Below are 11,978 nucleotides of genomic sequence, written 5' to 3' on the forward strand. Positions count from 1 at the left end.
ATCAGTGATCAGATGTCAGTTTTCATACTCAATCCGGTTATTAAAAACTGATTATCTATTCCCTCTTTTGCCTTTTGCCGTTCGGCTGAGCTCACGGCCGAAGCCTCTTGCCTTTTGCCTGTCCTGATATTTAGCCTATACTCAACGGATTTAGTATCAGGTCACTGATTACTGTTTACTGATCACTGAAAATACTCCCCACTTCCAATTTATGCCCAAAATCCATCACTTTGAGCTATTACCTTCCACTAATACTAAAGCGTGGCAATTATTAGAATCGGGGGAAAATCCGCCTTTTGTGGTGACTGCTAGTCAACAAAGTGCCGGGAGAGGACAATGGGGACGGGAGTGGATTTCTGAACCGGGAGGATTATATTTATCTTTGGCGTTAAATCTGGATTTAGAGGTGGATAAATCTGCCCATCTCGTTCTCGCTACAGTTTGGGGCATCGCTCATCAGCTGAATTGTCAGGAAATACCCGTTAAAATCAAATGGCCGAATGATTTAGTATTACTAGGGCGCAAACTAGGGGGAATTAACCTAGAAACCCGTATTCAGGGCCAAAACATCCCCCAAGCAGTCATCGGAGTGGGCATCAATTGGGCCAATCCCGTCCCCCCCACTGGCATTAATTTACAAGCTTTGGCCGGCAATAAAATCACCTCGATCGCTCAATTAACCGATCTCACCAGCGATGCTATCCTATACGGCTATGAATATTACTGTCATCGCGGCATAAAAGCCCTATTAGCCTCCTATTTAGAACTTTTTGCTAATTTTGGTCAAAAGATAGTTTTTGAGGGCTATCAGGGCATAATAACCGGGGTAAGCGATCGAGGGGAATTAAAAGTTAAATTAACTTCGGACAATGCCAGTAGCGAAATTTATATACCGGCCGGTAGGGTTAGTCTCGGCTATAATTGAGTCTAAATATTTTTTTGACTAAACTGTGAGAAGTGAGGCCGCCCTATGTATCCTTCATCGGTGATATTGAAACTTTTTCTCGGAAAATCCTTAAAAAAGAAGCTGAGTTTATGCAGTGGTCTCGGTTTAGTGATCAGCGGTCTGATCACTCTTGCTCCCAATGCGATCGCTAATTCCGAAACTGGCAGCGAAACCCCGGTAGTGGAAAATCCCGCCCCGACTCTAAAAGCCCCCGTTATCAAAGAAAATACTAATCCTGCCCCCCGTCTGGCTATCCCTGAAAACCATCAAACCGATATGCCTACCCTTGCCCCCCGGGCCGGCGGTAAAAATAATTTTATCGATACTAGAAACTTTAACCCCCCCAGTTCCGTTGTCGTCACCGAGCGCCGCAGTGGTTGCCAAACCATCGCCCAAAATGGTCAACTGGTAGGAGGTAGCTGTAATCTGGCGGCCCGGTCCCCCCGTCGTCAGCCGGTCAGCACTGTGGCCAAACCCTTACCCCCGGTTAATCTGGCCCGGGTGCGTCTCAATCCTAATCCGGCCGTGCGGGTAGGACGGCAGCCCCGAAATCAGCCGGTTATCGCTAATAATTCCCTGGGTCGTTATGCCCCCACTCTCATCGCTTCTAGCGCCCCGGTACGTCTGGCCGCCCCGACGGTGATTCCAAGTCAGGTGGTAGCCCTCAATCCCCCGGAATGGAATGGCGTAAAATTAGCTTTGGCCCCGGTGACTCGCGCAGAAGTGGAGGCCATCAGCGAAGCGACCACCTATGAGCGGGCCACCCGTTTAAGTCCCACGGATTCTAACCCAACTCAACGCACCGATTTACTCTTTCCCCTCGCCCTTCCCGCCCAAATTACCTCGGTTTTCGGGTGGCGAAATCATCCAGTCAGCGGGAATCGGGCCATGCACGCGGGTACTGATTTAGGCGCACCGATGGGAACACCTGTATTAGCTGCCTACGCAGGGGAAGTGGCCACCGCCGACTGGTTAGGAGGTTACGGATTAACGGTGATTTTACGTCACCTCGATGGTACTCAAGAATCTCGTTATGCCCACCTTTCGGAAATTACTGTCAAACCGGGAGAATGGGTGGAACAGGGTGCGGTTATCGGTCGTGTGGGTAGTACGGGACTTTCTACCGGTCCGCACCTACACTTTGAATGGCGACACCTAACCGAACAGGGTTGGACCGCCGTAGATGCCGGTTTACATCTAGAATTAGCCCTCGATAATCTGGTGCAGAGAATGCAAATGGCCGCAGCCACTGACCCTAATCAGAATTGATTTGTTTTGGGTTACAACTAAAATCAGATCTGTGGGGATGCTTTAATCGGCATCTCTATTTTTATCAGGGGATGATTTAACTGCTCCGACAATCGATCGAGTGTTAAACCTAAGCCGCTAAACTGAGAATAGCTGCTTGTACTTGACTCTCATTTCCCAGATTGTAAAATAATGCAAATTTATCTTGACTATAGTGCCACTACCCCCACTCATCCCCAAGTAATCGAGCGGGTTGCCACTATTCTCCAGCATCATTGGGGTAATCCCTCCAGTTTACACAGTTGGGGACAGGATACGGCGACAGTCATCGAAATGGCCAGAGAACAGGTAGCAGGGTTAATTAATGCCAATCCAGACCAGATTATCTTCACTTCTGGCGGCACGGAGGCCGATAATTTAGCAATTATCGGGGTTGCTCAACAGTATAACCGCCCCCGTCATATAATTATTTCTAGTGTGGAACATTCGGCGATCGCTGAACCCTGTAAACAATTAGAGCAGCAAGGTTGGCAAATTACTCCTCTTCCCGTCAATCGTCAAGGTAGGGTGAATCCTTTAGACCTAAAAGCCGCAATTCAAAGCGATACGGTCTTAATTTCCATTATTTACGGACAAAGTGAGGTGGGAACTCTACAACCGATTGAAGAATTGGGCAGCATTGCCAGAGAAAGGGGAGTTCTTTTTCACACCGATGCGGTGCAGGTGGCGGCAAGATGCGACATTGATGTGCGGAAACTGCCCGTAGATTTATTATCTCTTTCTAGCCATAAAATTTATGGAATGCAAGGATCGGGAGCTTTATACATCAGAGCCGGTGTCGATATTTTACCATTACTGCGGGGCGGTGGTCAGGAAAAAGGCCTGCGATCGGGAACCCCAGCCGTACCAGCGATCGCAGCTTTCGGTTTAGCGGCCGAATTAGCCCAAAAAGACTTAATTAGCGAAAAAATGCGTTTAATAGCCCTACGAGATCGATTATTTGACCTCTTAGCCGATTATCCTTATCTGCTGCCCACGGGGGACCGATTCTATCGTTTACCCCACCACGTCAGCTTTATTGTCCGTCCGGACGATGACAGTCGAATCACGGGAAAACAGCTAGTTCGTCAGCTTAATTTAGCAGGAATCGGCATTAGTTCTGGATCCGCCTGTCATAGTGGCAAACTTTCCCCTAGTCCAATTTTAAAAGCTATGGGCTACAGCGATCGAGAGGCACTAGCGGGAATTCGTTTAACCCTGGGAAGGGACACCAGCGCCGCCGATATTGATTGGACGGCTCTAGTATTAAAACAAGTGATCGATCGCTGTTTATCTGCTTTAATTGTAAGCAAGAGTTAGTTTATCCCTCAAATTGTCCTTCAATCAAGATAATTTCGCCAAAGTCGGGAATCCATGCCACCCAACGGCCCTGATCCTGTTCACAGAGTAGTAGAGCTTCATCAAAGCTGTATGGAGAGGGAAGCATTCTGAGTTGTACCCATGTGTTTGCTTGGGGACAAGTAACAACGGCAGTAGTGCGGTATTGTAGTAAAGACATACACAGATCACCCTGATAATTCTGTATCTAAATTTACAAACAAACCGATGACTGTGGGTAACTTTGTTTTAAATCTTTACCTTTTCATTGGTAGTTTGAGAAAAAATCTCTCTTTCTTGCCCACGGTTTTCGACTACCAATCCTAGTTAGGGTTTGCTGAATAAATGTGAAATATAGACGAGGTAAGGGTTTTAGGGTTCTGTTTCGCTCCCACAGATGCAAGATTTTGAGAGAATCGTGGTTCAAAACCTTGCCTCTTCATCGGCCCGCGTCCTGTAGGGGCGAAGCATTCGGGCAATAACCTATCGCTGAAACCGGAGATTTTCTATCCGAATGCTTCGCCCGTACTTTTTGCTGCAAACCCTAGTTATGATCTTTAATGGTAAATGATAGTTAATAACTGGTAATGGTAAGTTCTTTCCCTCGCACCTATAAAATCGCCGTCATCGGTGACGTTCACGACCAATGGGAAATAGAAGATAATTTAGCACTAGAAGCTTTACAAGTGGATTTAGCCCTATTTGTGGGGGATTTTGGCAATGAATCCCTAGAAATTGTCGGTCGGATTGCTAGTTTGTCCTTACCAAAAGCCGTTATTCTCGGTAATCATGACGCTTGGTATAGTGCCACCTCCTGGGGACGAAAAAAATGTCCCTACGATCGCGATAAAGAAGATCGTGTCACCGCCCAGTTAGAATTATTAGGGGTTGCTCATGTGGGTTACTCAAAACTAGACCTACCCAGTTTAGAGCTTTCGATTGTTGGGGGTCGTCCCTTTACTTGGGGAGGTTCCGAGTGGAAAAATGGGGAATTTTTGCAAGAACGCTATAATATCAGCAGTTTTGCCGAATCTACCGCCAAAATTATCGCTAATATTCAAGATACTGCCTATAATAACCTGATTTTTTTAGGTCACAATGGTCCAGCCGGACTGGGAAAGGAAGCGGAAGCTATCTGTGGTCGCGATTGGCAACCTTTGGGAGGGGACCACGGGGATCCGGATTTAGCAGCGGCCATCGCACAAGCACAGCTATTAGGAAAACAGGTTCCTCTCGTCAGTTTCGGTCATATGCACCACCGTCTCCGTCATACTACTTCCCGTTTACGCAATCCCGTGGTCACTTCCGAGATGGGAACCGTTTATCTGAATGCTGCTAGTGTCCCTCGCATTCTCCACTCTGATACGGGTAAATCTCGCAATTTTTCCCTAGTCACTCTTGAAGAAGGTCTAGTCACAGAAGCATCTTTAATCTGGTTGAACGATAATTTCGAGATTATCAGCAATAGAAAACTTTATCACTCCGGGTCATCAATCGATCGCCTATCTCCCCAATCTTGTTATTCTTAATTTACATCTCCCCACACCCCACACCCCACACCCCACACCCCACTTCCTATAGATAGTTAAGTTTTTGAGCGAGTAGAGGTAAAGCAAGAGCGATAGTAACACTAACAATCATACCGATAAAAGCTTTCAAGGCATCCCCTAAAACCAATTTACCCGTGGCTGCTAAATTAGGTTTTTCTCTGGTTAAAGTCAGAGAAATTTCTCGACCTCCTAATAAACCTAAAAATACCCAAGTGGTACTCATGGGAATATGATTATAGCCAACGAAAAACAGTAAAATTAGACCATAAATTAGGTTAATAATTGTTGCAGAACGCGGATCATGGGCGTTAGTTTTGCTAGTGACAATTTTCTCGATTTGACCACCGTGATTAATAAAAATGATGGTTTGCAGGAGTAGCATAACTGTTAGAGATAAAACTAACCATGTTGCCGCTAACTTTCTGGGAAGATAGGCGAAAATATTAGCAAAATCTTGCATTAACCATTGACTCCAGAGAAACCCAGTAGATAACCACTGTAAAACCACCCAGATTTTTTGAGGTTCTTTATTAACTGTTTCTAGGAAAAAGTTTTCTAATCGATAAATAATTCGATAGATGACTAACCCCACTATAACAGCAATAGCATAACCCCACGCAGATTTAATTAACATTTCATCTAGAGATTGGGGAGCAAAAACTGTTAAAACTAAAAAGGTTGTACTCACGGGTATTCCCCAAGTGGTGAGAATTAAAATTGCTAGGGGAGGAACGATATAAATCCAAGTAAAAGTTTCTGGGAAGGGAATCATTTCTAGTCGATTATAGGCCACATCTCCCCGATTAATGTACCAACCAGCGATAAAAATCGAGGCTAAGATTATACTGGTGTACAGCCATAAAATCCACCAGGGACGTTCTTCATTGGCACTTAAAAAAGTCCCTAAAGTTTGTAGGGAATCGTTGGCAACAATCGCATAAGCTGATAGAATAAAGCCAGCAATCATCAAAAAATTACTCATAGACAAGTGAAAAAAATAAAACTTAAAGTAATACAAATCCTGTTCAAACAGTAGAGAAAAGCGCAGAGGTAGGAGAGCGGGAAGTGGGGAAGTGGGAATAAACGAAAACTTCCTACCTCCCCATGAATATAACTGCTATAACTCCTTAATTTTGCTTTAAAAAATCCCTCGCTAAATAGAAAGCAGCTAAACTACCGGAGACGGTAATTTCCTGGGGATTAATTTCCTGTAAAGGTCGAAGAATAACTTCAATTTCCTCGGTAACATCTAACTTTTGTTGACCAGTGGGAGTAGCATTAAGAGCCAAAAAAATATGAATTCTGTTAGTATCTTTAACAGGATTATCGTACAAAACAGCCAGAGGTATTAGAGAATCACTTTGATAACCAGTTTCCTCCTCGAATTCCCGACGCGCTGCCGCAGTAATATTATCTTCACCCCCATCTACTGCCCCGGCGGGAAATTCCAATAAAATTTCCTTAACTCCGTGACGATATTGACGGACAAAAACCAATTGATTATCCCCAGTAACCGGAACAACTAAAACAATTTCAGGACGAATATTAACAAAATAATCGTCGATAACTTGTCCAGAGGATAACTTCACTGCGTCTTGACGGACTTGACACCAACGATTATTAAAAACTAGCTCGGATTTAATAATTTGCCATTTTTTTAAATTAGTCATCGACAATCCTGTTATAATTGCAGTGAAATTACTAAACTTTTTCTCAGATAATTATAGCTATCTAGGGACTATTTCTGATAAGATTTAATTTTATACTCCCATCTCCCATGTCGTTAATTCAATGGTATCCCGGTCATATTGCCAAAGCGGAAAGAAAACTCAAGGAACATCTTAAACTCGTGGATGTGGTCCTAGAAGTGCGCGATGCTCGCATTCCCTTAGCTTCCCATCATCCGCAGGTGGACGATTGGATTGGCAATAAACCGCGCTTGTTAATCTTAAATCGTCTCGATATGATTCCCGAATCTGCCCAGCAACAATGGGTAACATGGTTTAAAAGTCAAGGAGAAACCGTCTATTTTACTAACGCTAAACAGGGAGAAAGAGTTAAAGCAATTATCAAAGCGGCGGAAAAAATTGGCGATGAAATTAACCAAAAACGCCAAACAAGAGGAATGTTACCGCGTCCAGTGCGCGCCGTGGTGATCGGGTTTCCCAATGTGGGTAAATCTGCCCTGATTAACCGTTTATTAGGGCGAAAAGTCGTCGCCAGCGCCCGCAGGGCCGGAGTAACGCGACAATTACAATGGGTACGAATTTCCGACACCTTAGAACTATTAGACGCGCCGGGGGTGATTCCTTCCCGTTTAGATAATCAAAGGGATGCGGTGAAATTAGCTATCTGTGAGGATATTGGGGATGCTGGTTATGATAACCAAAGGATAGCGGCGGCTTTTGTCGATTTATTAATAGAATTACACTATGAAGGACTTTTACAATCTCGTTACGGGTTGAATACCCTAGACATGACTGGGGAAGATTTTATCGAAAAATTGGCCAATCTCAAATATCAAGAAGATAAAGAAAGGGCAGCCATGCAGTTACTCAATGATTTTCGTAAGGGAATCATCGGGGCTATCCCGTTAGAATTGCCCCCTTCCTCTTGAAATCGCCTGTTTTTAACTCAATTCGGTCAATGGTCGCCGCCACAGTTAATTCCCGAATTTGTCAAAATTACCGCCTGTTAGTCCACTGAGCTGCCGATAAGATTAAAGAAATCGGTAAAGTTGCGGGGATCGATCGAACCCTGAAGGAAGATAGGGAATAAACGACAGAGATAAAAAAGACTATGGGCAAACCGACTGGCTTTATCGAATTCCTGCGTGAACTTCCTTCCGAACTTACCCCCCTCGATCGCCTTCATAATTGGGATGAGTTTCATCTTCCCATGCCAGAAGATAAACTCCGCAATCAGGCCGCCCGTTGTATGGATTGTGGTACACCATTTTGTCACACGGGAACGCTAATTAGTGGCATGGCCAGTGGTTGCCCGATTAATAACCTGATTCCCGAATGGAATGATTTAATCTATCGAGGATTGTGGCGAGAAGCCCTCGATCGCCTCCATAAAACCAATAATTTCCCCGAATTTACCGGTAGAGTCTGCCCCGCTCCCTGTGAGGGTTCCTGTGTTCTCGGTATTCATAATCCCCCCGTTACGATCAAAAATATTGAATGTTCGATTATTGACAAAGGTTGGGAATCCGGGTGGATTACTGCCAATCCCCCCGCCATCCGTACCGGCAAAAAAGTGGCCGTGATCGGTTCTGGACCTGCTGGATTAGCAGCCGCCGACCAGTTAAATAAAGCCGGTCACTGGGTGACAGTTTATGAACGGGCCGATCGCCCCGGTGGACTATTAATGTACGGTATCCCCAACATGAAGTTAGATAAGGAAGAAGTGGTTCTGCGTCGTCTCCAGATGCTCGAACAGGAAGGGGTAAAAATGGTCTGTAACACGGAAGTGGGCAAGGATATCAGCAGCCAAGACCTATTAAACGAATATGATGCCGTGGTTATCTGTACCGGGGCCACCAAACCCCGGGATTTAAACATCGAAGGTCGCCAATTAAAGGGCATTCACTTCGCCATGGAGTTTCTCACCGCTAATACAAAAGCACTATTAGACGGACAGCCGGGGGAGGATTTTATCTCGGCCGCGGGTAAAGACGTGGTAATTATCGGCGGTGGTGACACGGGAACCGACTGTGTGGGGACTTCCCTGCGTCATAACTGCCGTAGCGTCACCCAATTAGAGATCATGCCGCAACCGCCCCGAGAACGGGCTGCCGATAATCCCTGGCCCGAATGGCCGAAAATCTACCGTCTGGACTATGGACAAGAGGAAGCGGCCGCACGTTTTGGCGATGACCCCCGGGTTTATACCACCACGGCGACTAAATTCGAGGGGGATAGCGAGGGTAACGTGACGGGGATTCACACGGTACGGGTGGAATGGCAACGCAACGAAAAAGGGCAGTTTATCCCCCAACCGGTGGCGGGAACCGAAAAATTCGTCCCGACGCAGTTAGTTCTATTGGCTATGGGATTTTTGGGACCGGAACAGCCTTTACTCGATGATTTAGGCTTAGAAAAGGATGCCCGCAGCAATATCAAGGCCGAACACGGTCAATTTGCCACTAGCTTACCGAAAGTCTTTGCAGCGGGGGATTGTCGTCGTGGTCAAAGTTTGGTGGTTTGGGCGATTAATGAAGGCCGCGGGGCTGCCAGGGAATGCGATCGCTTTTTGATGGGGGCGACGGATTTACCTTAAACCAGTAGTTAGGGCTTGCTGAAAAAGTTTTTTGTGGGGGCAGGGTGTGGGGTGTGGGGTGTGGGGTGTAGGGTTTTACCGATTTTGAGGGGGTCAATTACCTAATTTTCAGGGAAAAAGTACCTGAATTTTCCCCCCGATCACTCCCATATCCGGTACTTTTTGATTTCTAAAAGGTCTAAAAGTCTTACCCAACAAGGTTTTTAGATTTATTCAGCCAGCCCTAGTTACTCCCGCCATTGTCCTGACTTGCTGGGGGTGTTTTCCCCTGGTTATAGTCAGGGCCAAAAAGAGGCCTCAGCCATAGCCATCAAAACCGAACCGCCGGTCAAACCTTCTCAATCTGAAGAGGAGGAGGAGCGAGGAAACAATTGTCCCTATTGCCTATCTAGACAATTGCTCCCTGTTTAAACCGTTGCCGCCGATGAATCAAGCACCACCTGTTCATTGGTGGGTAACTCCAGACAATAACCCGCACCGTAAACGGTTTTAATATAGCGAGGGTGGCGGGGATCGGGTTCTAGTTTCGTTCTCAGATGGCGAATATGAACGCGAATAGTCTCGATATCATCATCGGGATCGTATCCCCAGACTTCCTTGAGAATATCACTGGGGGAAACGGTTTGACCGTGACGTTGGAGAAGACAGTGGAGTAACTCGAATTCTAGATGGGTTAACTTGACCACACCTTCAAACCAGACCGCCTCAAAACGTTCGGGAACCAGGGTTAAAGGTCCAAAACTGAGTATTTCTGAGTGTTTAGCGGCTTGGGGAATGCGATCGGTGCGTCTGAGCAGGGCGCGCACCCTAGCTAACATTTCCTCCACCTCGAAAGGTTTGGTCAGGTAATCATCAGCACCCGCATTAAAACCTTCCACTTTATCTTGGGTTTGTCCTAAGGCTGTGAGCATCAAAATCGGGATGTCGGACGTGCGTTCATCTCGTCGCAAACGCTGACAGACGGTAAAACCATCGACTTTGGGCAACATTAAATCCAGCATGATTAAATCGGGTTGTAACTGGACGGCCAAGGCCTGGCCTTTAATCCCGTCCTCTGCGGGATTAACGTCATAACCCGCCATCTCCAGGTTGATGGAGACTAATTCCGCGATTGCAGGATCATCATCGATTACAAGTATTCGGGGCATTACCAGAGTGTTATGACTAAGGGTTTGGGTAGGGGGTTGCTCAATGTGTTCTCGCTGACATCGCCCCTAGGGCTTTGTCTCTCAAGGGCTTGAGTTTAGCACAACATAAAGAATCCTGTACTGATTATAAGCATGATTGCTAAATTCGGTTTTAATTTGTGAAATTTTGCTGATATAAGTCTCGTGAATGTTAAGAATTGCTAAGAAGTGTGAAGAATGTCGAGCAAGAATTGATATTGGTGCTAAATTATGCCCTCTCTCTCCCCAAGATCAACTAGGGAGCAGTTTTTCACTAATCTTTACAATTGCGCCATCTCGAGCGATACCGGTTTTAACCGGCGGTCAAGTCCTGCTAGAGCTAAATTTCTCCCCTAAGCTCCCCCATCGGTACTGTAAAAATTCTTAATAAAATTACCGATCAATTCAGTTTAATCTACCAAAATAGACGGTTTTAGTAAGCATCTGTAACGAACCCGATCCATTCTACTCATCCCAACAGGTGATCATAATATGAGCGTTAATTTATCAACTCAACTGCGGGAAGGCACGAAAAAATCCCACACCATGGCAGAAAACGTCGGTTTTGTCAAGTGTTTTCTCAAAGGCGTGGTAGAAAAAACTTCCTATCGCAAACTGGTGGCTAACCTCTACTTCGTCTATTCGGCCATGGAGGAGGAGATGGAAAAACTTCCTAGTCATCCCGTTGTTTCTAAAATCTGTTTTCCTGAACTCAATCGCAAAAATACACTCGAACAGGATTTATATTTTTATTACGGTCCAAATTGGCGCAACGAGATCGCTTTATCTCCGGCAGGTCAGGCCTACGTTGACCGGATTCGGGAAATCGCCACAACAGAACCCGAATTATTAGTCGCTCATTCCTATACCCGTTATCTCGGCGATCTGTCCGGGGGGCAAATCTTGAAAAAAATCGCCGAAAAAGCGATGAATCTGGAAACTGGTGGCACGGCTTTCTATGATTTCAAAGATATTTCCGACGAAAAAGCCTATAAAAACCACTATCGTCAAACCCTCGACGAGTTACCAGTGGATCAAGCCATGGCCGATCGCATTGTCACCGAAGCTAACGCCGCTTTTGGCATGAACATGAAAATGTTCCAAGAGTTGGAAGGTAATCTGATCAAAGCGATCGGAATTATGCTCTTTAATACTCTCACCCGTCGTCGCACCACCGGCAGCACCGAAACTGGATTGGCTACCGCCGAATAGTAGTCAAGAAAACCTAAAAAAACGGATAATTCTAGAATTGGGGTAATGGTTAGCCTTGACATCCTCGCCGCCCTAAAAGTGCGGCGATTCCTAAACCTCACGATTTAAGTTTCTGCTTCCACCACCGTCGCATACCACAGTTAAAAAACCATGTACTGTCTTACACAGAGTCCACAGACTTTCGCCCCATTTCAG

Annotated in this window: 11 protein-coding genes; 7 read left to right on the plus strand and 4 right to left on the minus strand. The window is 45.8% G+C overall.

Going from position 1 to position 11,978, the window contains the following annotated elements:
- Nucleotides 1-211 precede the first annotated feature (211 nt).
- The 3 genes from O9334_RS21550 to O9334_RS21560 all read left to right on the plus strand — a co-directional run bounded on the left by O9334_RS21550 (nt 212) and on the right by O9334_RS21560 (nt 3,553).
- A complete protein-coding gene (locus tag O9334_RS21550) occupies nt 212-925 on the plus strand; it encodes a biotin--[acetyl-CoA-carboxylase] ligase (protein ID WP_288002424.1) in 714 nt (237 codons plus the stop codon).
- Nucleotides 926-970: 45 nt separating this feature from the next.
- A complete protein-coding gene (locus O9334_RS21555; RefSeq protein ID WP_288002426.1) occupies nt 971-2,215 on the plus strand; it encodes a M23 family metallopeptidase in 1,245 nt (414 codons plus the stop codon).
- Nucleotides 2,216-2,386: 171 nt separating this feature from the next.
- Nucleotides 2,387-3,553, plus strand: coding sequence for a cysteine desulfurase family protein (locus O9334_RS21560; RefSeq protein ID WP_288002429.1), 1,167 nt, complete (start codon nt 2,387-2,389; stop codon nt 3,551-3,553).
- Nucleotide 3,554: 1 nt separating this feature from the next.
- On the opposite strand, the gene O9334_RS21565 is transcribed toward O9334_RS21560, so the two are convergent.
- Nucleotides 3,555-3,752: a hypothetical protein gene (locus O9334_RS21565; protein ID WP_012264871.1), complete on the minus strand. Its 198-nt coding sequence runs from the start codon at nt 3,750-3,752 to the stop codon at nt 3,555-3,557.
- Nucleotides 3,753-4,158: 406 nt separating this feature from the next.
- Between O9334_RS21565 and O9334_RS21570 the strand changes: the two genes are divergently transcribed.
- The gene (locus O9334_RS21570; RefSeq protein ID WP_190381292.1) at nt 4,159-5,100 is read left to right on the plus strand and encodes a TIGR04168 family protein; all 942 of its coding nucleotides are present in this window, start codon (nt 4,159-4,161) and stop codon (nt 5,098-5,100) included.
- A gap of 46 nt (nt 5,101-5,146) precedes the next feature.
- Here O9334_RS21570 and O9334_RS21575 read toward each other — a convergent pair whose 3' ends face one another.
- Nucleotides 5,147-6,088 carry a hypothetical protein gene (locus O9334_RS21575; protein ID WP_288002445.1) on the minus strand — a complete coding sequence of 314 codons (942 nt, stop codon included), beginning with the start codon at nt 6,086-6,088 and terminating at the stop codon, nt 5,147-5,149.
- A 160-nt stretch (nt 6,089-6,248) separates the two neighbouring features.
- On the minus strand, nt 6,249-6,791 hold the full coding sequence (locus O9334_RS21580; protein ID WP_288002434.1) for an NUDIX hydrolase: 543 nt from the start codon (nt 6,789-6,791) through the stop codon (nt 6,249-6,251).
- A 107-nt stretch (nt 6,792-6,898) separates the two neighbouring features.
- Here O9334_RS21580 and ylqF point away from each other — a divergent pair, with 107 nt between their 5' ends.
- Entirely contained in the window at nt 6,899-7,738 is an 840-nt protein-coding gene (ylqF, locus tag O9334_RS21585; protein ID WP_045361857.1) for a ribosome biogenesis GTPase YlqF, read from the plus strand.
- Between the two features lie 182 nt (nt 7,739-7,920).
- Complete coding sequence (locus O9334_RS21590) at nt 7,921-9,405, plus strand: glutamate synthase subunit beta (RefSeq protein ID WP_288002438.1); 1,485 nt, start codon at nt 7,921-7,923, stop codon at nt 9,403-9,405.
- A gap of 407 nt (nt 9,406-9,812) precedes the next feature.
- Here the strand turns inward: O9334_RS21590 and rpaA are convergent, their stop codons facing one another.
- Nucleotides 9,813-10,553 (minus strand): two component system response regulator RpaA, encoded by a 741-nt coding sequence (gene rpaA / locus O9334_RS21595; RefSeq protein ID WP_002736267.1) that lies wholly within the window; start codon nt 10,551-10,553, stop codon nt 9,813-9,815.
- A gap of 510 nt (nt 10,554-11,063) precedes the next feature.
- On the opposite strand from rpaA, the gene O9334_RS21600 reads away from it, so the two are divergent.
- Nucleotides 11,064-11,783, plus strand: a complete 720-nt coding sequence (locus O9334_RS21600; RefSeq protein ID WP_288002442.1) for a biliverdin-producing heme oxygenase — start codon at nt 11,064-11,066, stop codon at nt 11,781-11,783.
- Nucleotides 11,784-11,978: the final 195 nt, after the last annotated feature.

Source organism: Microcystis sp. LE19-8.1F (assembly GCF_027531715.1).
Lineage (GTDB): Bacteria > Cyanobacteriota > Cyanobacteriia > Cyanobacteriales > Microcystaceae > Microcystis > Microcystis wesenbergii_A.